Origin of the sequence: Trabulsiella odontotermitis (assembly GCF_001297775.1) — a bacterium.
In the GTDB taxonomy this organism is placed as follows: Bacteria; Pseudomonadota; Gammaproteobacteria; order Enterobacterales; family Enterobacteriaceae; genus Trabulsiella; species Trabulsiella odontotermitis.
Genome location: NZ_LIFX01000003.1, coordinates 145,993 through 167,892, shown reverse-complemented (window position 1 = coordinate 167,892; position 21,900 = coordinate 145,993). Strand labels below are relative to the sequence as shown.

Below are 21,900 nucleotides of genomic sequence, written 5' to 3'. Positions count from 1 at the left end.
TTACTTCTCAAGCGCGACCATCTCTTTCACGTCACTACGGTTGATCTGCTGTTTGTTGCCGTTAGCGTCTTTATACGAAATCATGCCCGTCTCATCATCGGTTTTTGGTTTACCGTCAGAAACGATGGCCCGTCCATCCGTTGTGTGCATTACGTAGTTCGGACCGGAGCAGGCGCTCAGGGCAAAAGTCAGCATACAGGCAGAGATAATGGCAGTAGTCTTGTTCATGTTCTTCTCCTTCTGGCTATTTATGCTATATAAATCGACTTTCCTGACAGGCTAAAACATTCGCCTAACACTCTATAGCATAACGTACTATTTTTACCCTGCCAGAATTACCGGACTATTCCGAGGGACATTAGCTCCCCTTGCCCTCACCCGCAAATTGCGCGACGATCCAGAGATCGTAATGAGGAATTCCATGAACGCATTTAATCCCGCACAGTTTCGCGCCCGGTTTCCCGCACTGAGCGATGCCGGTGTCTATCTCGACAGCGCCGCGACCGCGCTGAAACCGCAGGCCGTGATTGACGCCACGACCCAGTTTTACAGCCTGAGCGCTGGCAACGTGCATCGCAGCCAGTTTGCTGAAGCGCAACGCCTGACCGCGCGCTATGAAGCGGCCCGCGAGCGGGTCGCCGAATGGCTTAACGCGCCGGACAGCAAAAACATCATCTGGACACGCGGCACCACCGAAGCCATCAATATGGTGGCGCAAAGCTATGCGCGACCACGCCTGCAACCGGGCGATGAAATTATCGTCAGTGAAGCCGAGCATCATGCCAATTTTGTGCCATGGCTGATGGTGGCGGAGCAGACCGGCGCCCGCATCGTCAAACTGCCGCTGGGCAGCGATAACCTGCCGGATGTCTCCCTTTTGCCCACACTTATCACGCCGCGCAGCCGCATTCTGGCACTGGGGCAAATGTCGAATGTCACCGGCGGCTGCCCCGATCTCGCGCAGGCCATTCGCCATGCACATGCCGCCGGAATGGTGGTGATGGTGGATGGCGCGCAGGGCGCGGTGCATTTCCCGGCGGATGTGCAGCTACTGGATATCGATTTCTACGCCTTTTCCGGGCACAAGCTGTATGGCCCGACCGGCATCGGCGTGCTGTACGGTAAAAGCGAGCTGCTGGAAGGCGTGTCGCCGTGGCTTGGCGGCGGCAAGATGATCACTGAAGTGACCTTCGACGGTTTCAAAACCCAGGCGCTGCCTTACCGACTGGAAGCAGGCACGCCGAATGTTGCCGGGGTGATTGGCCTCAGCGCCGCGCTGGAATGGCTGGCGGAGGTGGATCTGGTGCAGGCCGAAAGCTGGAGCCGCGGGCTGGCGACACTGGCCGAAGCCGAACTGGCAAAGCGCCCCGGTTTCCGCTCATTTCGCTGTCAGGATTCCAGCCTGCTGGCGTTTGATTTCGACGGCGTCCATCACAGCGACATGGTCACCCTTCTCGCCGAATATGGCATCGCGCTGCGGGCCGGACAGCACTGCGCGCAACCGCTGCTGGCAGCGCTCGGCGTCAGCGGCACGCTACGTGCGTCATTCGCGCCCTATAATACACAGGATGATGTCCATGCGCTGGTCGCCGCTGTTGACCGCGCCCTTGAACTACTGGTGGATGAATGACAAACCCGCTCTACGCCGGACACCCGTTCGGCACAACCGTCACCGCAGCGTCGTTGCGTCAGCTTTTCACGCCACTACAGGCGTGGGAAGACAAATATCGCCAGCTGATTTTACTGGGTAAGCAGTTGCCCGCCCTTTCAGATGAACTGAAAGCGCAGGCGAAAGAGATTGCCGGTTGTGAAAACCGCGTCTGGCTGGGCACTGTCGTGACGAATGACGGCAAACTGCATTTCTTTGGCGACAGCGAAGGGAGAATTGTGCGCGGCTTACTGGCGGTATTGCTGACGGCGGTGGAAGGGAAAAGCGCGACGGAACTGCTGGCGCAGGATCCGCTCACGCTGTTCGACGAACTGGGACTCCGCGCTCAGCTCAGCGCCTCACGCAGTCAGGGGCTGGCTGCGCTGGGCGAGGCCGTGAGCGATGCAGCGCGTCAGCGTCAGGCCTGACGTGCCGCTTTTGCCATCATTTTTTTGAGGGCATGGGAGACCGCGACAAAACCAAAGGTGGCGGTCACCATCGTTGCCGCGCCGAAGCCTGAGGCGCAGTCCATCCGTTTTGGCCCTTCCGCGGTGCTCTTCATGGCGCAAACGCTACCGTCTGCCTGCGGATAGACCAGCGCTTCCGTTGAAAATACGCAGTCCACGCCCAGTTTGCCTTTGCTGTTTTTCACCACGCCATACTCGCTTTTCAGCCGTTCGCGCAGTTTGGCTGCCAGCGGATCCTGGATCGTTTTCGCCAGATCGGCGACCTGGATCTGCGTCGGGTCTGTCTGCCCGCCAGCCCCGCCAGTAGTCACCAGCGGTACTTTATAGCGACGGCAGTACGCAATCAGCGCCGCTTTTGGCCGCACGCTGTCGATGGCGTCGATAACATAACTGTACCCGGCGCTCATATACTGCGCCACGTTGTCAGGGGTGACAAAATCGTCAATGACATTCACCCGGCACTCCGGGTTGATCTGGCGAATGCGGTCGGCCATCACCTCGGCTTTGGCGAGCCCCACATTGCCGCCGAGCGCGTGGATCTGGCGATTGGTGTTGGTGACGCACACGTCATCCATATCAATCAGCGTGATCGCGCCGATGCCGGTACGCGCCAGCGCTTCCGCCGCCCAGGATCCGACACCGCCAATGCCCACGACGCAGACGTGCGCATCGGCAAACCACTGCAGTGCATTTTCACCGTACAAACGTGCCGTGCCGCCAAAGCGCTGGCGCCAGGCATCGCTGATTACCACAGACATAAGACCTCAATTAACCGCTAAAGACGTTGCCGGCTCCCGGGGCGTTTTTCAGCACCCAGACACGACCATAGTGATTGTACCATCCTGCGCGGTGTCCGGCATCCGGGCCAATGCCCTGGTAGATATCAAAGTGCTGGCCTTTAATCGCTCCGCCGACATCCAGCGCCACCATCAGGCGCAGTTCGTACTGGCCGTTGAATTTACCGTTGTTATCGAGCAGCGGCACTTCCGCCAGCAGCGTGGTTCCCGCCGGAATAATACTGCGGTCAGACGCCACCGACGCGCGACCGATCAGCGGGACAGCGCTGGCACCTTTCACTGGCGCGAAGGATTGCGGTTTAAAGAAGACGAAAGAAGGATTCTGCTCCAGCAACTCGCGCACTTCCGCTTCGCTGTGCGTTTCGCCCCAATGGCGGATGGCCTGCATCGACATATCTTCTTTCTTCACTTCGCCACGATCGATAAGCACTTTACCGATGCTGCGATACGACCAGCCGTTTTTCCCGCCATAGCTAAAGAAATTGAGCGGCGAGCCGTCGCCGAAATCGATATAGCCGCTGCCCTGTACATCCATAATAAAGTTGTCCATCAGCGAGTTGCTGTAAGCGAGAACGTAGGTATCGCTCAGCGCGCCAGCGTAGATCTCGGCGCGGGACGGCAGGCGACCGCGCTTCGGTGGCATGCGGTAGATGGGATATCTGAACTCCCCTTGCGGCGTATGGCGAGCCTGCACAACCGGCGTGTAGTAACCAGTGAACTGCACGTTGCCGTAGTTATCAGCGCCCTGCATCTGCCAGGCGTCGATGCCATACTGACGCAGCGTGCGGGTATCGCCACCGGAACGGAGCCATTGCTGCACGGCGTTATAGACGTTGCTTTGACTGCCATAAAGACGTGGCGAGGCGTCGCGGACCTGATTCACCTGCTCGGCGAAATCGCCAGCGTTGATTGGCGCACCAATGGCGTCAGGCTGGTTAACCAGTGAGAAAGGCTGCGTGAATTTCCCGTCACTGTACTGCTGACCGCGGTCGGTCGGTTTAGAACTACAGGCTGCCAGTAGTGTCAGCAGCGTTCCCGTTACCAGATATTTTGCCCAACGTCCTTTCATGATGTCTCATCTTTTACTTAAGCCGAATCCGTGATGAAGATAACAAACCGTCAGGGGTAAAGAAATGCGCTGGCGCGGTCAAAACGGAATTCCGCGCACAAAACAGACAATCTGACAGGTTTTTGCGCAATTACCTGCAAACTTAACCGTTTAGTTAAAAAAAAGGTTGCAACAGAAAGTCAGCAGAGTATAGTGCGCATCCACGGACGCGGGGTGGAGCAGCCTGGTAGCTCGTCGGGCTCATAACCCGAAGGTCGTCGGTTCAAATCCGGCCCCCGCAACCAATTAAAATGTGAAGGAAAGTTTATACGAAGTAGTTCGAATCACAGGAAGGCGGCGACGCAGTGAATCCTTAGGAGCTTACCCCAGTAAGTGACTAAGGTGAACGAGGAAAGCCAACGCACATGTGATTTGAAATACGAAGTATAAAGACGGACGCGGGGTGGAGCAGCCTGGTAGCTCGTCGGGCTCATAACCCGAAGGTCGTCGGTTCAAATCCGGCCCCCGCAACCAACATTTTAATCGCAATGTTCCAGATACAACGAACACCCTGACGGGTGTTTTTTTGTTTCTGCATCCTGCAAATAAATAGCGCCTTTCGGCGCCATTCCGTTACCCGCGTCTTGCCAGCGTCGCGCCATCGGCGAAGTAGGCTTTAATTCCCGCCAGAATCGACTCTGCCACCTGCTGCTGGAAAGCGGCAGTTTTCAGCTTACGCTCTTCTTCGATATTACTGATAAACGCCGTCTCAACCAGAATCGACGGAATGTCCGGCGCTTTCAGTACCGCAAAGCCCGCCTGCTCGACCTGGTTTTTATGCAGATCATTCACCCTTCCGAGCTTTTGCAGCACCGCCTTGCCAAATTTCAGGCTATCGGAGATGGTCAGGGATTGCACCATATCAAACATCGTATGATCGACATAACGATCACCGCTCTTACTCACGCCACCAATGAGATCCGAGGCGTTCTGCGTTTCCGCCAGATATTTCGCCGCGGTACTGGTCGCGCCTTTGGTGGAGAGCGCAAACACCGATGAGCCGCTCGGCTGACGACTGGTGAACGCATCCGCGTGAATGGAGACAAACAGGTCGGCGCGCTGCTTTTGCGCTTTCGCCACACGCACCTTCAGCGGAATGAATATGTCCTCGTTGCGGGTCATAAACACCTTCATGTTGCCCTCTTTCTCGATGAGCGCCCGAAGGCGGCGGGCAATCTGCAACACCACATCTTTTTCGCGGGTGCGGTATTTCCCCACCGCACCGGAATCTTCACCGCCATGACCGGGATCGAGCATGATGACAATCGGGCGATCACGCCCCGCTTTACCCGGCTGTGGACCGCTCTGCGCGGGCGGCACCTGTTTTTCCAGATCGCCCTTATTGTAATCTTCGAGCAGCGCCAGCAACGGATCCTGAATATCCTGAGCATTGGCCGGATAGAGATCCATCACCAGACGTTCTTTGAATCCGGCGACGGGTGCCAGTGCGAACAACTGCGGTTTAACGTTCTGCTTGAGCTCAAACACCATCCGCACCGTTTGCGGATCAAACTGCCCCACGCGCGCGGATTTTATGTACGGATCGTCAGCACGGATCTGCGCGCCCATGCCTTTCAGCACCGAGTTCAGATTGACCCCTTCGATATCCACCACCACGCGCTCAGGGTTACTCAGCGCAAACTGGCGATATTTCAGCACCTGCGAGGATTCCACCGTCACTCGTGTATACGTGGACGATGGCCAGACACGCACCGCCACCACCTGACTGACAGCGGCAAGGCCAAGTTGACTCACACTTAATAACCACATGGCGCCAGCCCCCTTTAATAAACGGCGGCGGCTTAATGCTGACTGACTTCCCGACATGCTTCTCCCGAGCAAAGCAAACGAATTTAAACGATAAAACGTCCAGTTTGACCGAAAACTTTAACCAAACGTGTATAAGCTGTCATCCAGAAAAGGGTAAACATTCTTATGTTTTGCGCATACAAACTCAAAAATTTCTTAGACCCGGGAAAATTTTAGACTTGCGCGCGCGGCCAAAACAGAATAAAAATACACTAATTTCGAATAATCATGCACTGAGGGTTTTGCCGTGGTGAAGGAACGTAGAACCGAACTGGTTGAAGGATTCCGCCATTCCGTCCCCTATATTAATGCACATCGGGGGAAAACGTTTGTCATCATGCTGGGCGGGGAAGCCATCGAGCATGAAAATTTTTCCAGCATAGTCAATGACATCGGCCTGCTTCATAGCCTCGGGATCCGGCTGGTGGTGGTGTATGGCGCACGTCCGCAGATTGACGCCAACCTGATCACCCATCACTACGAACCGATGTATCACAAGCATATTCGTGTGACGGATGACACCACCCTGGAACTGGTTAAGCAGGCGGCAGGCACTCTGCAGCTCGATATCACTGCGCGTCTGTCGATGAGCCTCAACAATACCCCGCTCCAGGGGGCGCATATTAACGTGGTGAGCGGAAACTTTATCATCGCGCAGCCGCTGGGCGTGGATGACGGTGTGGATTATTGCCACAGCGGACGCATTCGCCGCATTGATGAAGAAGCCATTCATCGCCAACTGGATAACGGCGCTATCGTGCTGATGGGGCCGGTGGCGGTCTCGGTCACCGGTGAAAGCTTTAACCTGACGTCGGAAGAGATTGCCACGCAACTGGCCATCAAACTGAAAGCAGAGAAGATGATTGGTTTCTGCTCTTCGCAGGGCGTTTACGGTGATGATGGCGAAATCCTGCCGGAGCTTTTCCCGAACGAAGCCCAGGCGCGGCTTGAGGCGCTGGAAGCCGATGGCGACTACCACTCCGGTACCGTACGATTCCTGCGTGGAGCGGTAAGAGCCTGCCGTAGTGGCGTACGCCGCAGCCATCTGATCAGCTATCAGGAAGATGGCGCGCTGTTGCAGGAGCTCTTCTCCCGCGATGGTATCGGGACGCAAATTGTCATGGAAAGCGCCGAGCAAATTCGTCGCGCAACCATCAACGACATTGGCGGCATTCTTGAGCTAATCCGCCCGCTGGAGCAGCAGGGCATTCTGGTGCGCCGTTCGCGGGAGCAACTGGAAATGGAGATCGACAAATTTACTATTATCCAGCGCGATAACACCACCATCGCCTGCGCCGCGCTCTACCCGTTCCCGGAAGAGAAAATTGGCGAAATGGCCTGCGTGGCGGTGCATCCGGACTACCGCAGCTCGTCGCGCGGTGAGGTGCTGCTTAACCGCATTGCCAGCCAGGCGAAACAGATGGGGCTCAGCAAGCTGTTTGTACTGACCACGCGCAGCATTCACTGGTTCCAGGAGCGCGGCTTTACGCCAGTGGATATTGAACTGCTGCCGGACAGCAAAAAAGAGATGTACAACTATCAGCGCCGTTCAAAAGTGCTGATGGCCGATTTGCGCTGAAGCGCTCTGCGCCGGGTAGCCTGACTACCCGGCAAAAAACGCGGCCAGACCGCTGCGCCGTTCGGTACGCGCCACAATCGCCTGTGCCAGCAGGTTTTCATCGGCATATAACGACAACCGTTGACGGGCGCGAGTGATCGCGGTGTAGACCAGCTCACGGGTCAGCAATGGTGTGGGTTGCGCGGGCAGGATCAGCGCCGCATGATCAAACTCCGATCCCTGCGATTTATGCACCGTCATCACCCATGCGGTTTCATGTTCCGGCAGGCGACTGGGCTGGAAGGATTTCACCGTGCCGTCCGGCATCATAAACCAGACGCGAAGCCCCTGACCGCGATCGAGCGCCACGCCAATATCGCCGTTAAACAGCCCCAGCGCACTGTCGTTGCGCGAAATCATCACCGGACGCCCGTCATACCAGCGGGAATGTTTCGGCAGCGTGACCCAGCGCTGACGCGCCAGCACCCGCTCAAGCTGCTCATTCAGACCGCTGACACCGTACGGCCCTTCACGCAGCGCTGACAGTAACTGAAATTCACCAAACGCGGCGAGGATAACCTCCGGGCTCGCGTTTTCCCTCAGACACTGCAGATAGTGCGCGTATCCGGTCTGCGCATCACTGAGCATGGTTTCATACTCGTCACTGGTGCGCAGCGGTTTAAGGACGATATCGTCAAAGCCCTGGCGAAACACCTGGCTGACGGCCGATTTGTCGCCTTTATTGACCGCCTGCGCCAGTTGCCCGATACCGGAATGGCTGCCGAAACGGTAGCTCTTTTGCAGCAGACAGAGGCTGTCGCGCAATTTGCCTGCGTGCGTTCCTTCCCCGGCCGGAATTACCGCACCGGTCAGTCTGCTGAGCTCTGCCGCGCGATCGGCTGTGTATCCGGCATTGACCCATGCGCAGATATCGCCCAGCACCGCACCCGCTTCCACGGACGCCAGTTGATCGCGATCGCCGAGAAAAATCACCCGGCCATGCGGCGGCAGCGCGTCAATCAGGCGCGACATCATTGGCAGATCGATCATTGAGGCTTCGTCGACCACCAGCACGTCCAGATGCAGCGGGTTATCGGCGTGATAGCGCATGCGCTGGCTGCCCGGTTGCGCACCCAGCAGGCGATGCAGCGTGCTGGCGTCGGTGGGGAACAGCGCTTTTTGTTCTTCACTTAACGGGAGTTTACGCAGCGCGCTGCCGAGAGACTCAGTCAGTCGTGCCGCCGCTTTTCCGGTCGGCGCCGCCAGACGGATCCGACAGCGTTCGTCTCCTGACATCTGAATAAGCGCCGCCAGCAGTCTCGCCACGGTGGTGGTTTTGCCGGTTCCCGGCCCGCCGGAGATGACAGAAATGCGCCGGGTCAGCGCCACCGCCGCTGCCACTTTTTGCCAGTCCACACCGTCAACTGGCGTAAACAACCCCGCCAGCGTCTCGCTCAGACGCGTTTCATCGACCGCGATCGGCTGATTTTGTTCGCTAAAGAAACGGGCTACCGTCAGCTCGTTACGCCACATGCGGTTCAGGTACAGACGATCACCAGAGAGAATCAGCGGCGTGGGCGCGTCGCCCTGGCTGACCGCCGGAGTCTCCAGCAGCAGATCCTGCCATTGCTGCGGCTCCCCGGCTTTCGCAAACAGTTGTGTCCAGATCTCCCGCGCAGTGTCGCTGAGCTTGTCATCCACACACAGGCGGGACAGCGGCAGACAGACGTGCCCTTCCCCGGCGTCACGGCTGAGGATCGCCGCAGCCAGCGCCAGCGCCGGGTTCTCCTCCGGCGAGGTCAGCATCATGGCAAACTGAACGTCCAGATGGCGCAGTTGTTTATGTTCTACCGCACTCAGTAACAGTTCGGTCATTTTCATTGTGCCACCTCCGGCGTCGTACCGGCAAACAGGTTATCCATGCCATCAACAAGCGCACGTTCCGGGCGAGTGGTAAAAATGCCCTGCCCGGGTTCACGGCTGTCCACGCCGCGCAGGAACAGATAGATCACACCGCCAAAGTGACGATCGTAGTCGTAATCCGCAATACGGTGGCGCAGATAACGGTGCAGTGCGAGGCAGTACAGTTGATACTGCAGGTCATAGCGGTGCGACTGCATCGCCTGCGCCATCGCCTGCTGCGTATAGGCTTCACCGCTGTCACCCAGCCAGTTTGATTTGTAATCCAGCAGGTAGTAGCGCCCGTCATGACGGAAAACCAGGTCGATAAAGCCTTTCAGCATGCCACGCACCTGGCGAAAATCCAGTGGCGGGCAGCCCGCCGACAACGGGTCGTAACGGCGGATCAACGCATCCAGCGCCTGCGGTTCGAGCATCTGCTCAATCGGCAGATAAAACTCCAGTTCCACCTGTTTTTGCCTGGCGCTCAGTTCCCGTAGCGCAATCTCAGCGCCCGGTAACGGCGTCTGCAGTACGGTGTCCAGCCATTGCGTGAGCACCGGCGTCCAGCTCTCATCATAGCCGCCTGACTGGAGTTGTTCCCGCATCCACTCCGCAGAGACAGGTTGGGTAAAATCGAGTTCTTCAAACAGGCTGTGCAGGAACGTCCCCGGTGACGCGCCGCGTGGAAACTGGTGCGGCGTTAATTGCGGGGCGTCGGGAATATCACCTGTGCCTGCGGCGTCGATATCCAGCCGGGGCAGCAGATCCTGCGCCACGCTGTGGCCGTGTTGCTGCAGACCAGAATAGCTGGTCACCCGCCAGTCGTCGCTGACGCGGCGCGTGATCTCGCGGGCAGAAAGCGCTGTCAGCGCTGTTTCAGGCGCCTGCCAGCGCGTGTTATCCACCACGCCAGGCTGCACCAGCGCAATATGTTCGTTACAGAGCGCACGCAGGCTCGCTTCCAGCCCGGCGGCATCCATCGCGTCGCCCTTCTGTACCAGCCGCCCCAGCGCGCTATGATGAACATCCGTCTCGCCGGGTTTATCACTACGGCGGCTGGTCAACGGCGCGATGCCTAGGCTGCAATGCCAGACAGCGCGGGTTAACGCGACGTAGAGGAGACGCAAATCTTCCGCCAGCCGCTCGGCCTCCGCCAGTTCGAGGCTCTCTTCGCCCTCGCGTAAATCGAGCACCGCCTCAAAGGAGTGTCGGTCATGATAAAACGCCTGATCCTGCTTGCGGAAACGGGCAATAAAAGGCAGCCAGACCAGCGGATACTCCAGCCCTTTCGATTTGTGGATCGTGACGATCTGCACCAGATGCTTATCACTTTCCAGCCGCATCTGCTGGCTGGCGGCATTGGTATCCGGCTCGGCGATATGCTGGGCCAGCCAGCGCACCAGCGCATGCTCGCTTTCCAGTTGTGATGCGGCTTCCTGCAACAACTCGCTGATGTGCAGAATGTCTGTTAAGCGGCGCTCACCTCCCGGCGTCGCCAGCAGGTTTTCCGCGATATGACGCGCGCTCATTAACGCACGCAGCATCGGCATAACGCCACGCTGCTGCCATAGCAGACGCCAGGCGGCGAACTCTTCCACCAGCGCATCCCAGGCGAGCTCATCCTGATTCAACTGGTCGATATCCTGCGCGTTCAGACCGAACAGCGACGTTGCCAGCGCGCTGCGCAACAGGCTTTCGCGCTCCGGCGCCAGGACCGCCTGCAGTACCCAGAGCATCTCCTGCGCTTCCGGGGTTTCGAACACGCTATCGCGATTCGACAGATAAACCGAAGGGATCGCCAGCAGATTGAGCGCATCGCGGATAAGCGCCGCTTCCTGGCGGTTTCGTACCAGCACAGTGATATCCGACGCTTTCACTGGCGCCGACGTCTCTCCACGCCACAACCGCGCTTTACCCTGCTGCCCCGCGGTCAGCCAGTCACGGATTTGTGTGGCGCAGAGTTGCGCCATCAGCGTCTGATAATCGCCCGCGCCGACACCATTCCCCGGCATCAGCCACAGGTTCATGGCAGGCTGGTTTTCTCCGTCGATGTCAAAACGCAGCGTATGGTTTTTCTCCGCGGCTCTCACCGCCTGAAACGGGATCTCGCGGAACATGAAAGGGTTGTCCATCTGACTGAACAGGCGATTCACGCTCTCCACCATACCCGGCGCCGAACGCCAGTTGGTGTCCAGCGTATAATGCGCGATCACGTCGCTGCGCGCTTTCATGTAAGTGAAAATATCCGCACCGCGAAACGCGTAAATAGCCTGCTTAGGATCGCCTATCAGCAACAGCGCAGTGCCGGGCTGTTTTCGCCAGATACGGCGGAAAATGCGGTACTGCTGTGGATCGGTATCCTGAAACTCATCGATCATCGCTACCGGGAATCGCTGGCGAATGGCGGCAGCCAGCGCATCGCCACTTTCGCTGCGCAACGCGTCATCCAGACGGCTCAGCATATCGTCAAAACCCAGTTCGCCACGGCGGCGTTTTTCACGAGCAACGGCGTCGCGGATCTCAACCATCGCCTGGGTGATCACCAGATCGTTCAACGTCAGCGGTTGCGACAGCAGGGTTTCAATGGCGGTAAACAGCGGGTGAACCGGCACGTCGCCCTCTGGCTTCGTGCGCTCGCGCAGGAACGATTGCGAAAACTTCTCCAGCGCCTCCGGCAGCGCGTAGCTGGTCGTTTCTTCCGCCGCCCAGGCATTCACCCTTTCAATGTATTTCGCCTGATTGGTGCGATTCAATTTTTGCCGGTTGATGCCCGACCGCTCGATAATGTCGCCGATGTCGGCAACCGCGGCCTGCCATTGCGCTTTGACGTCGTTGATTTGCGTCAGGATACGCTGATGGCGGGAGGTCAGCGTTTCGTCGCGGTCAGGGGGAGTTTTAATCTGCGGCGCTTCACCCTGCAGATAACGGTCGATGGACTTCAGCAGTTCATTCGGCCCTTTCCACGACGCGTGGATCACCCCGGCGATATCCCGTGAGAGCGGGTAACAATGGCGACGCCAGAAATCGGCGCAGGCCTGGTAACGTAGCCGGGATTCATCTTCGATGAGCTGCTGTTCAAACAGCATGCCGGATTCAAACGCGTTCAGGCTCAGCATCCGCTGACAGAAGCCGTGAATGGTAAACACGGCGGCTTCGTCCATCTGACGCTCTGCCAGCATCAATACATCAGCCGCGTGCTGCCGGTCATCAATCTCGTCCAGCAGCCGTGCGTAAAGGGGATTATCAGAACGCCCGCGCAGGCAGGCGATGCGCAATTCATGAATATTACTGCGGATACGGCCTCGCAGCTCTTCGGTGGCCGCTTCTGTAAAGGTGACCACCAGCAGCTCTTCAACGTTGACCGGGCGGGGGAAAGCATTTTCCTCACCCAGCCCGAGCAACAGCCGCAGATAGAGTGCTGCGATGGTAAAGGTTTTTCCGGTGCCCGCAGAGGCTTCAATCAGGCGCTCGCCGGTGAGCGGCAAGCGCAGGGGATCAAGGGACTCGGCGGTATCGGTCATTCATTCGCTCTCATCAGAGGTAAGGTTTGCTGCAATGTGCTGACGTTTTCCCAGACCTTCCAGCCCTGCGGGTGAACATAGTCCACTTTCCCGTTCTGGCTGCCGGAGACCTGAGAGAGTATCGCCATACCCTGCGGCTCAACCACCGTCTGATGGAAGAAATCGGCAAGTTTTTGCGGCGTCAGCAGTTTAATCTGAGCCACTACTTTATCACGTGAATCGAAACGCATATTACCGCGATCGAAATCTTTGCTGAGCTGCGACGCTTCATCGCCCAGCGTTTGCGGTGCCTGCGTCATCTGGGCGATCACCGCCTGCTGGATTTGCACAAACTCCTCCGGCTTCATCGCCCGCAGTTTCGCTTCTGCCGTCGGGAAGAACGCTTTATAGCGCTCCCACAAATACGCGGGTTGCTTGTCGCTGCTTTGCAGCAGGAAGCCCATCCCCCACTGACGCCCGACGTTCATCGGGAATGCAAAGACGGCGTAGCCGAGCTGTTCTTCCGTGCGCAACTGATTGTAGAACCAGGGTTGCACAATTTGCCCCAACAGCGACGCCGCTGCCGAACTGCTGTATTCGTCTACATTCGGCGGCGCGAAAACGGCAGCCAGTGCGGAATCTGTGCTGCTTCCGGCTTTTTCAAAAATGACGGATTGTTTTTTATCCACCACGACATCCTGATTGCGGCACCACTCGTTGCCGTGGGCGCCAAGCTCAGTCTGCACCGCGCTGGCCAGCGTTTTCGACTGCGCAGTGGTCATGTTGCCCACCACCATAAATTCCGGTCGTCCGTTGGCTTTCAGGGTGTCGCGGTAACGCATCACCTCATCAAGCGTGATGGATGGCAGCAGCTCGCGGCGCGTTTCCCGTGAGAAATAAGGTACCTGCGACAGCATCTGAACCGGCATAATGGCCTGGTCGTACGCTTTGCCCTTCTCGGCGGAATCCATCATCTGTACATACCAGGATTTGGCCTGATCCAGCTGTTCCTGAGTTGGCGTGTAGCTGAAATACTCTTTCAGCAGTTCCTGGAAAAGCTGCGGCAGCCGCTGAGTGTAACCGTTGGCGTTGAGCATCAGGCCATTATTGGCGCCGGTGGAGAAGCTGATCCCGCCGACAGCTGCCTGATTCGCCAGTTGATCGAGCGCGATCCCGGCGAGATAGTCGTTCAGCGCGAAAATGACCTGGTTGCGGGCGCTGTCCATCGCTTTCGGATTACGCAGGATCATCGTGATGTCCGCTTTCGGTTCATCGGGGAAATAGCGGCTCGGCATATACACCACGCGTAACGAGGGCTGATTTTCGATGAGCTGCGGACGATCGTATTTTTCCGCCGGGGTATTCAGCGTGAAATCGTCAGGAATATAGGGGTTGAGCTCCGGCAGGCTCAGTGCAAGCTGGTTGCTTTTCTTCTGCCAGATGTCGAATTGCTCCGTGCTGATCTTATCGACCTGATACGGCGCATCGACGAAATAAGCGGTTTTGTTGTGCGGCTCTGCCGGGCTGATATACCAGACGCGGGCGTTTTGCGGCGTCATCATCGCCAGACGCGCTTTTACCGCGTCGGCATCATATTTGTCAGCGATATTCACCGCATCCAGCGTGTGTTCCACTGGCACGCGGATCATGGTGTCCGCCAGCCATTCGACGTAATCCATATCGCGGTTGATGGAAGGATAACGGAAATCAAGATCCAGCAAGTGCGCCAGTTCATCGAAATAGCGTTTATCGACGCCCTTTTCACGCAGCAGATTGAGGTAGCTGAAAATCGCCGCCACCACATCGTTACGGTGCGCGAGCCCTTTGTCAGTCAGCGTGGCGGAGATCGCCAGCACACCGCTGTTACCATTCACGACCGGGTCGGAATCTGCGCGAATACCTTCAACCAGGCCCTGTTTTTGCAGCCAGTCCGAGAGGGTTCCCGGGCTGCGGTTGCCGATCAGGTAGGTCACCAGTTCGTCGGTTTTACTGCGGAACTGCGCGGTATTGTTATCAATGCGGAATTCAACGCGCAGCACCTTGCGGGGCAGCGCGGGAACGTAGTGGATGATGATCCCCTTCTGGGCATCGGTCACCACCGGCACCGTGATTTCTGGCCTTTCAATGTTTTTGTTCGGCACGCGGCCGTAGGTTTCTGCCGCGAGTTGCGCCAGTTCCGGCAGCGGCTTATTGCTGTAAATCACCGCTTTCATCAGATTCGCCGAGTAGAATTTGTCACGAAACGCGAGCAGCGCGTCGTGCACCGGGCTACCGGGTTTGTCACTGAGCGTTTCGAGGTTGCCGCCGGAGAAACGCGCGCCAGGGTGCGCCGGGTTGATGGTTTCGGCACTGACCTGCGCCATGCGCATCCCGTCACGGGTACGCGCCATCGTCAGCTCTGAGTTCACCGCGTTGCGTTCACGTTCGGCGTATTTTTTATCCAGTACAGGCGCGGCAATGGCATCCGCCAGCCGATCGACGGCGCCTTCCAGCGCGTCGTTTTCAACTTCGAGATAAAACGCAGTGCGATAAGGCGCGGTACTGGCGTTATGGCTGCCACCGTGCATTTTGAGAAATTCGGCGAGGCTGTCCGGCTGCGGGTATTTTTGGGAGCCCATCAGCGTCATGTGTTCGAGATAGTGTGCCAGGCCCGGATGCGCCTCAGGATCTTCCAGCGACCCCACCGGCACCACCAGCGCAGAAAGTGATTTCACTGCCTGCTTATCAGACACCAGCAGCACAACCATGCCGTTATCAAGCTTCACGGCCTGATACTGGCGGGTATCTTTGTCACTTTTGCGGATGGTTTCCTGTACCGGTTGCCATCCTGTGTCTGCCTGACTGACGGGCGCCCAGAGGGCAAAAAACAGAACAAAAACGCTAAACCAGGTGTTGCGGGGCATTCACGGACCTCATCATTAACATTTGGTGCCATCAATCGCGGCATCTTTTTTGTACCACATCAGTCCGTGACAAGTTGCGCATGATAGAGGAAACCTTTCATGTGCGCAATTTTTATACAGCACTTACGACTGATTGAATCGAAAAACCGGCAGCAGATAACGCGTCGTCTGTTCAAGAATGGCATCGTAGTTTTCTGGCTCCAGGGTGCGCCAGAGGCGTTGATACCAGACATCAGCACCTTCGCCGCGCGTTACCATGTTGCCTTCATACGCCTGTAAGAACTTACTGCGCGCTTTTTGTTGCGTCTCTTCGTCCTGCAAAATCGTGTCGTTTTCAGCGTCGTAGCAGGCTTTAAGCCAGGCGCCGCCGCTTTCGGGCATAAACAACAGGGGCGAGCACATTCCCTGACGGTATCCTGCCACTAATTCTGCCAGATACCCCATGGCCAGTTCTGCGGGCAATGCAGCAAAACGCCACTCGCCCTCTTTACGCAAGAACAGACGACTTTCCCCCGTTCCGCCACTGGCACAGTAGACAAGATGCTCCAGCCAAAGTTGCATGCCTTGTGAAACGCTAATTAAAGATGGTCGCCAGCGCAACAGCCCGTCCGGCTGAACCTGCGACAACCATCCCGTTATATTGACACCCGCACATTGCAGATCGATTTCTCTGTTTTGACCCGGCTGGCGGCAGGCAATCACCCGCTCTGCCAGCGTCTGCATTTCCTGGCGCTGCGTATCCCAGGCAATTTCACCGAACGCGCCATAGGGCAGTTCGCCCGCGGCACGGTAGCGGCGGTACATGCTGTCGGCATCCTGTTGTTCAATCAGCACATTCAGTAATTGTTGATTGAGTTGATAGCGGTTGAGCCCTTCGAGGGTGAACGGTTCCTCCTCGGGAATTTCGCTCTCTTCGGCACGGAAATTCACCCGCAGCCGCATCTGGAAAAAGGCGCGCACCGGATGCTGCCAGAAGCGCTGTAGCTGCTCGAAGGGAATCGACTCTATCTCCTGTGCCGCCAGTGGCTGGATAAACGCCGAATGCGCCACCCCCTGCTGACTCGCCGCCGCCAGCCATTCCCGCGCATAACTCTGCTGTTCATCGTGCCGGTAGTTTTCCGGGTCGAAAGGCATTCGCGTATGCAGGTGCGTAATGTGCGCTTTCACACGCTGCTCGCTCTCATCGCAATCAAGTTGCTCGTCACCTTTCAGATAATGACTTTGCCCGATGTAGTCCACCAACTCCTGTACCAGCACAGAGGGATAGCGCTCGCTGTTATCCTGCACAGAGCGGCCGATATAGCTGATATAGAGCTTTTGCTCCGCGGACATGAGCGCTTCGAGGAACAGATAGCGGTCATCGTCACGTCGACTGCGATCGCCGCGCAGCGGTTTCTGGCTCATCAAATCAAAGCCGAGCGGCGCCAGCGTGCGCGGGTAAACGCCGTCGTTCATGCCCAACAGGCAAACGACTTTGAAAGGTATGGAGCGCATCGGCATCAGCGTACAGATATTGACCGGCCCGGCGAGGAATCGCTGGCTGATACGTTGCTGATCCAGACGTTGTGCGAGTTCGTCACGCAGCAGCGACAGCGGTACATTTTCACCATACTGCGCCAGAACACCCTCAGAAATGATGGCCTGCCATTGTTGTTCGATGAGCGTGATCGCCGCTTCGGTATCCGCATCCGGCAGGAAAAAGTCGTTGAGCATTTCACGACAAACCGGCAGCCACTCTTCCAGTGGTCGCTCCTGCGCCAGACCACGTCGCCACAGGTTGAGCTGCATGAGCAATGACGCCAGATGCCCCACCAGTTCAGCAATCAGCCCGCTGGACTCATCATAAGGCAGTACATCGCGCCACTCCCCTTCGCGGCTCTCCATGGCGTAGCCGAGCAGCATACGCGTCAGGCCAAAGCGCCAGGTATGCTGCCCCGTCGCCGGAAGCTCAAGCTCGCGGACGTTGTCATCGTCCATTCCCCAGCGCACGCCGGACTCCTTCACCCACTGACGCAAATAACGCAGCCCTTCTTCGTCAATATTGAAACGGGCCGCCAGTACGGGAACATCCAGCAGCGCGAGAACGTCCTCGCTCACAAAGCGGCTGTCCGGTAGAGAGAGCAGTGTGATGAAAGCCTGCAACGCCGGGTGTGACTGGCGGGCACGACGGTCAGAAATGGCGTAGGGCAGATAGCGGTCACCGGTGGCGCTGCCAAACACCGCCTGAATAAACGGGCTGTAGCTGTCGATATCCGCCACCATGACGATAATATCGCGTGGCGTCAGCGACGGATCCTCTTCAAGCATCGCCAGCAAACGATCATGCAGCACTTCCACTTCGCGTTGCGGGCTGTGGCACACCTGCACCGTCAGGCTGCGATCGGCAGGATCCAGCGCCCGTTTGTCTGTACTGGTGGAAAACTCGTCTTCGGTTCGCCCGGCGACCTGCGCGTTTCGCAGTTCAAGGACATCTGACTGCAGGTTATGCAGCAGGTTATCAGGGGGAATATCAACAAACGCGTCGAGTTCTTCGTAACGTTCCAGTCCGGCAAGCAGATATAAGTAGTCACGCCCGAGTTTGCCCCAGGAAGCCAGCAGCGGGTTGCCAACGTCTTGTTCGCCCTCAGCGTTAAACAAGCCAGGCGCCTGACCCGGATCGCGAAACAGCGGCAGTTCGCGGGATTCGCGATGGTGACGGCGCTGGCGCGCCATTAAACGCGCCAGAAACGCGGGATCTTTAATATCGCCCCAGTAGTAGCGACAAGGGTTGGTGAACAGCACGTAAATATCAACATGTTTGCCCAGCGCCTGCAACGCCTGCAAATAGACGGGCGGCAACGCCGAGATACCGCAGATGAACACCCGTGGAGGCAGCCCGGCAGGCGGTTCAGCGGCGTTTTCCAGCGTATCGATAAAGCGCTGGTAAAGGCTGGCGCGGTGCCAGAGCGGTTGCCCCAGCTCGGCGGTGTAATTTACCAGCGCTTTCCACAGCGGCGCCTGCCACTGCTGTGCGTCGCCCAGCCCGTCAACGCGTTTATCCGCTTCCCATTGCGTTAACCATTCCGGGCGGTAAACCAGATACTGGTCATAGAGATCGGCGACCCGGGAGGCTAACTGAAACAGCTTACGTTTATCGGCGTCATCGGAAAGGTAATGGCGCAGCGGGGCGAATGCCTCCTGCTCTACCATGTCAGGCAGCAGCGCCATTAACTTCCAGCTCATGCCTGATTTATTGAATGCACTTTCTTTGGGAACATCCGGCAGGACGCGAACGAACATATCCCAGATAAAACTGGCAGGCAGGGGAAAGGCGATATTAGCGGCGATACCAAAGCGTTTTGCCAGCGTCATCTGCAGCCATTGCGCCATGCCGGTACTTTGTACCAGTACCATTTCAGGCTCAAACGGATCGTCGAGGCGATCCTGTTCGACAATAAACTCCATCAACGCTTCCAGCACATCGAGGCGGTTGGAATGGTACACCCTTAACATATTCGCTCCTGATTACTGACCTGCCGGACAATGTAAGCGCGTCATCTGACTCTGCCTGCCCACTGGACTGGTGATTGTAACCGAGATGCTGACACATCTTTGTGCGGATGTCTGCACACGGTTCACCGTCCATCCCTCCGGCATTTCACCGGGTACCCACTGCGTTTGCTGCCATGCATTGCGCCACAGTTGCCGGTATTGCGCAAGCTGGACAAATCCGCTGGCAAGGCCGCGCTGGTAACCTGCTAATGCGCTGACAACGGTTATCATCAGCGCCATCGCCAGTATCACCTCCGGCAGACTAAATCCCCGCTGGCGACTCAGGGTATCTGGCATAACGCAGACTCCTTACGCGGGCAATAATCGCTCCAGCCATGCGGCGGAAAGCGGATAACGCCCTGTTCAAGCGTAGCGGATTGCCAGTAGCTGAAATCGCCGCTGCGGGCGATCAACAGCCCGGTGTTGTCATCCGCAAACCGCAGACAGACCGTGGCGGTAAACGCGGGCACCGGCTGGCACTGTGTCTTCGGTATTGCTTGCCACGATTGCATGCGCCCCCACTGCAGTGCCGATTGCGCGCGGGCGCTGTCCCGTAGCGCCACCTGTTCAAGCGTGACCTGGGCAAGCGTCGTCTGATGCTGACGATTCAACCCCTGCAACAGCAGAGTTCCCAGTACCAGTGTGAGCAGCACCAGCGCCAGCGACGACATTCCGTTTTCACGATTCACAGATTAAACCCCGTCACGCTGTATTGCGCGGAAACCGCGGTCTGCGAATCGGCCGTTAAAGATGCCGTCATGATCACTGTCAGTTGTGGCGCAAACCCGGAATGCGCCGTGCGGGTGACAGCAAAACGGCTGATGTTGAATACGCCGGGGTCGGTCATCTTCTCCCAGCCTTTTCCCGTACAGGTGGTTGCGCCACGTAATGTTTCAAGTGCGCCATTGTTCAGGCGAAACCCGGTGCTGTCGGCGTCTGTCACGGGCGAGCCATCCCAGATGCCGTTGCTGTTGGCGTCCCAGCGGACGATGAGACATTCGCCGCTCTTTTCCAGCTGTAGCGGCTCGCCCTGACAACTCCCGTTGCAGTACCCGGCGCGTTGCAGATGTTTCGCCACCACGTAAAGTCGTTGCCAGATCTCTTCTTCGAGCGCCTGCTGTCGGGTTTGCCGGAGCACCGCTCCTTGTAAAGCAGGAAGAAACCGGGATGTGGCGAGCAATAAGACACTACTGATAGCCATCGCGATCAACACTTCCATCAACGAAAATCCCTGCGATTTTACTGGCATGACATTCCCCCTGTTCGCTGGCACAGCCGGATCCTTCCCCATGCCGACACCGTGACGACCCACTCTCCCGCCGGGTTTTCCAGCACGATATGCCCGGCCCAGGCGGTACTGCGCAAACCGTAAAAACCGAGCGCTGGCGTGATCTCTTTCAGCATGATCTCCGGCCAGGCGGGTCGCAGCGTGAAAGGATCATCAGCCGCGCAGGTTCCGCCATTTCGTCTACTGCTGACCAGACACCAGCGCGCGTTTTCACGCTGGACGTTGAGGGTGTGATCCTGGTTGTGCCAGTTAGCGTCATTGCGCAGGAAAATCAGGTAGTCCCGCACCTGTGCAGCGGTCTGCCACAGCCGTTGCTGCTGTTGCCAGGACTGCCAGCCATACAGCCCGGCGGCGCTGAGGATCAACATCAGTGTCGTGGCGACCAGCGTTTCAATGAGGGTATAGCCCTGTTCTCGTTTCATGGCGGGAGTATGTGGAGCGAGCGGAAGTAATGCGAACAGCGATGTTCTGTTTTACGAGGCGTTATCCGCGATATCTGCGGTGTTGCACAGCGTTGCAGGAAAAGTGGAAGCCGCTTTCAGCGGATAAAAAAAACCGGCACACACAGGTACCGGTTTTCTGGCGGTAGGGGTTAAATGGCGACAGGCGCCTTGATACCCGGATGCGGATCGTAGCCTTCGATGTCGAAATCGTCGAAACGATAATCGAAGATGGATGCGGGCTTACGTTTGATGACCAGCTTCGGCAGCGCGCGCGGTTCGCGGCTCAGTTGCAGGTGCGTTTGTTCCATGTGGTTGCTGTACAGATGCGTGTCGCCGCCGGTCCAGACAAAATCGCCCACGTCGAGATCGCACTGCTGCGCCATCATATGCACCAGCAGCGCATAGCTGGCGATGTTAAACGGCAGGCCGAGGAAGACATCACAGGAACGCTGGTACAGCTGGCAGGAGAGCTTGCCATCGGCAACGTAGAACTGGAAAAACGCGTGGCATGGCGCCAGCGCCATTTTGTCCAGCTCGCCGACGTTCCAGGCGGAGACGATAATACGGCGGGAGTCCGGGTCGTTTTTGAGCTGGTTCATCACCGTGGTGATCTGATCGATATGGCGACCATCCGGCGTCGGCCAGGCGCGCCACTGTTTGCCATAAACCGGCCCTAAGTTGCCCTGCTCATCGGCCCATTCGTCCCAGATCGAGACGTTGTTTTCATGCAGGTAAGCGACGTTGGTGTCCCCCTGCAGGAACCACAGCAGCTCATGAATAATTGAACGCAGGTGGCAACGCTTGGTGGTAACCAGCGGAAAGCCTTCCTGCAGGTTAAAACGCATCTGGTGACCAAAAATGGAAAGTGTACCGGTGCCGGTACGGTCATTCTTCGGGGTGCCTTCATCAAGCACCTTCTGCATGAGTTCGAGATACTGTTTCATGT

The 21,900-nt window shown here is 57.5% G+C and carries 16 protein-coding genes and 2 tRNA genes; 5 read left to right on the top strand and 13 right to left on the bottom strand.

Annotated elements, in window-relative coordinates; genetic code table 11:
• Positions 1-228, bottom strand: coding sequence for a YgdI/YgdR family lipoprotein (locus AOY23_RS04300; protein ID WP_038157673.1), 228 nt, complete (start codon positions 226-228; stop codon positions 1-3).
• Positions 229-421: 193 nt separating this feature from the next.
• On the opposite strand from AOY23_RS04300, the gene csdA reads away from it, so the two are divergent.
• Both csdA and csdE read left to right on the top strand, forming a co-directional pair.
• Entirely contained in the window at positions 422-1,630 is a 1,209-nt protein-coding gene (csdA, locus tag AOY23_RS04295) for a cysteine desulfurase CsdA (RefSeq protein WP_054177600.1), read from the top strand.
• On the top strand, positions 1,627-2,076 hold the full coding sequence (csdE, locus tag AOY23_RS04290; RefSeq protein ID WP_054177599.1) for a cysteine desulfurase sulfur acceptor subunit CsdE: 450 nt from the start codon (positions 1,627-1,629) through the stop codon (positions 2,074-2,076). Before csdA ends, csdE begins: the two co-directional genes overlap by 4 nt.
• Here csdE and tcdA read toward each other — a convergent pair.
• On the bottom strand, positions 2,067-2,873 hold the full coding sequence (gene tcdA / locus AOY23_RS04285; protein WP_038157676.1) for a tRNA cyclic N6-threonylcarbamoyladenosine(37) synthase TcdA: 807 nt from the start codon (positions 2,871-2,873) through the stop codon (positions 2,067-2,069). The genes csdE and tcdA overlap by 10 nt on opposite strands.
• A gap of 10 nt (positions 2,874-2,883) precedes the next feature.
• On the bottom strand, positions 2,884-3,981 hold the full coding sequence (gene mltA, locus AOY23_RS04280) for a murein transglycosylase A (protein ID WP_054177598.1): 1,098 nt from the start codon (positions 3,979-3,981) through the stop codon (positions 2,884-2,886).
• A gap of 207 nt (positions 3,982-4,188) precedes the next feature.
• Here mltA and AOY23_RS04275 point away from each other — a divergent pair.
• Both AOY23_RS04275 and AOY23_RS04270 read left to right on the top strand, forming a co-directional pair.
• A tRNA-Met gene (locus AOY23_RS04275) sits at positions 4,189-4,265 on the top strand.
• 152 nt (positions 4,266-4,417) lie between these two features.
• Positions 4,418-4,494 (top strand) — tRNA-Met (locus AOY23_RS04270).
• Positions 4,495-4,593: 99 nt separating this feature from the next.
• Here AOY23_RS04270 and amiC read toward each other — a convergent pair.
• Entirely contained in the window at positions 4,594-5,847 is a 1,254-nt protein-coding gene (amiC, locus tag AOY23_RS04265; protein WP_054177597.1) for an N-acetylmuramoyl-L-alanine amidase AmiC, read from the bottom strand.
• Positions 5,848-6,076: 229 nt separating this feature from the next.
• Between amiC and argA the strand changes: the two genes are divergently transcribed.
• Complete coding sequence (gene argA, locus AOY23_RS04260; protein ID WP_054177596.1) at positions 6,077-7,408, top strand: amino-acid N-acetyltransferase; 1,332 nt, start codon at positions 6,077-6,079, stop codon at positions 7,406-7,408.
• A gap of 24 nt (positions 7,409-7,432) precedes the next feature.
• Here argA and recD read toward each other — a convergent pair whose 3' ends face one another.
• The 9 genes from recD to thyA all read right to left on the bottom strand — a co-directional run bounded on the left by recD (position 7,433) and on the right by thyA (position 21,898).
• A complete protein-coding gene (recD, locus tag AOY23_RS04255; RefSeq protein ID WP_054177595.1) occupies positions 7,433-9,268 on the bottom strand; it encodes an exodeoxyribonuclease V subunit alpha in 1,836 nt (611 codons plus the stop codon).
• On the bottom strand, positions 9,265-12,810 hold the full coding sequence (recB, locus tag AOY23_RS04250) for an exodeoxyribonuclease V subunit beta (RefSeq protein WP_054177594.1): 3,546 nt from the start codon (positions 12,808-12,810) through the stop codon (positions 9,265-9,267). Before recB ends, recD begins: the two co-directional genes overlap by 4 nt.
• A complete protein-coding gene (gene ptrA, locus AOY23_RS04245; RefSeq protein ID WP_054177593.1) occupies positions 12,807-15,692 on the bottom strand; it encodes a pitrilysin in 2,886 nt (961 codons plus the stop codon). Before ptrA ends, recB begins: the two co-directional genes overlap by 4 nt.
• A 123-nt stretch (positions 15,693-15,815) precedes the next feature.
• On the bottom strand, positions 15,816-19,184 hold the full coding sequence (recC, locus tag AOY23_RS04240; protein ID WP_054177592.1) for an exodeoxyribonuclease V subunit gamma: 3,369 nt from the start codon (positions 19,182-19,184) through the stop codon (positions 15,816-15,818).
• Positions 19,185-19,196: 12 nt separating this feature from the next.
• On the bottom strand, positions 19,197-19,520 hold the full coding sequence (locus AOY23_RS04235; RefSeq protein WP_054177591.1) for a prepilin-type N-terminal cleavage/methylation domain-containing protein: 324 nt from the start codon (positions 19,518-19,520) through the stop codon (positions 19,197-19,199).
• Positions 19,505-19,912, bottom strand: coding sequence for a DUF2509 family protein (locus AOY23_RS04230; protein WP_054177590.1), 408 nt, complete (start codon positions 19,910-19,912; stop codon positions 19,505-19,507). Before AOY23_RS04230 ends, AOY23_RS04235 begins: the two co-directional genes overlap by 16 nt.
• Positions 19,909-20,472, bottom strand: a complete 564-nt coding sequence (locus tag AOY23_RS04225; RefSeq protein WP_054177589.1) for a prepilin peptidase-dependent protein — start codon at positions 20,470-20,472, stop codon at positions 19,909-19,911. The genes AOY23_RS04230 and AOY23_RS04225 overlap by 4 nt, the downstream gene beginning before the upstream one ends.
• Positions 20,463-20,933, bottom strand: a complete 471-nt coding sequence (locus AOY23_RS04220) for a prepilin peptidase-dependent protein (RefSeq protein ID WP_054177588.1) — start codon at positions 20,931-20,933, stop codon at positions 20,463-20,465. The genes AOY23_RS04225 and AOY23_RS04220 overlap by 10 nt, the downstream gene beginning before the upstream one ends.
• A gap of 170 nt (positions 20,934-21,103) precedes the next feature.
• On the bottom strand, positions 21,104-21,898 hold the full coding sequence (thyA, locus tag AOY23_RS04215; RefSeq protein ID WP_054177587.1) for a thymidylate synthase: 795 nt from the start codon (positions 21,896-21,898) through the stop codon (positions 21,104-21,106).
• Positions 21,899-21,900 lie beyond the last annotated feature (2 nt).

What these genes read in the sequence shown, in the direction of transcription:
- csdA (WP_054177600.1), top strand. Translation starts at nt 422, where the DNA reads ATGAACGCATTTAATCCCGCACAGTTTCGCGCCCGGTTTCCCGCACTG.
- thyA (WP_054177587.1), bottom strand. Translation starts at nt 21,898, where the DNA reads ATGAAACAGTATCTCGAACTCATGCAGAAGGTGCTTGATGAAGGCACC.
- amiC (WP_054177597.1), bottom strand. Translation starts at nt 5,847, where the DNA reads ATGTCGGGAAGTCAGTCAGCATTAAGCCGCCGCCGTTTATTAAAGGGG.
- recC (WP_054177592.1), bottom strand. Translation starts at nt 19,184, where the DNA reads ATGTTAAGGGTGTACCATTCCAACCGCCTCGATGTGCTGGAAGCGTTG.
- recB (WP_054177594.1), bottom strand. Translation starts at nt 12,810, where the DNA reads ATGACCGATACCGCCGAGTCCCTTGATCCCCTGCGCTTGCCGCTCACC.
- tcdA (WP_038157676.1), bottom strand. Translation starts at nt 2,873, where the DNA reads ATGTCTGTGGTAATCAGCGATGCCTGGCGCCAGCGCTTTGGCGGCACG.
- AOY23_RS04235 (WP_054177591.1), bottom strand. Translation starts at nt 19,520, where the DNA reads ATGCCAGATACCCTGAGTCGCCAGCGGGGATTTAGTCTGCCGGAGGTG.
- AOY23_RS04220 (WP_054177588.1), bottom strand. Translation starts at nt 20,933, where the DNA reads ATGAAACGAGAACAGGGCTATACCCTCATTGAAACGCTGGTCGCCACG.
- ptrA (WP_054177593.1), bottom strand. Translation starts at nt 15,692, where the DNA reads ATGCCCCGCAACACCTGGTTTAGCGTTTTTGTTCTGTTTTTTGCCCTC.
- recD (WP_054177595.1), bottom strand. Translation starts at nt 9,268, where the DNA reads ATGAAAATGACCGAACTGTTACTGAGTGCGGTAGAACATAAACAACTG.
- csdE (WP_054177599.1), top strand. Translation starts at nt 1,627, where the DNA reads ATGACAAACCCGCTCTACGCCGGACACCCGTTCGGCACAACCGTCACC.
- AOY23_RS04300 (WP_038157673.1), bottom strand. Translation starts at nt 228, where the DNA reads ATGAACAAGACTACTGCCATTATCTCTGCCTGTATGCTGACTTTTGCC.
- mltA (WP_054177598.1), bottom strand. Translation starts at nt 3,981, where the DNA reads ATGAAAGGACGTTGGGCAAAATATCTGGTAACGGGAACGCTGCTGACA.
- AOY23_RS04225 (WP_054177589.1), bottom strand. Translation starts at nt 20,472, where the DNA reads ATGCCAGTAAAATCGCAGGGATTTTCGTTGATGGAAGTGTTGATCGCG.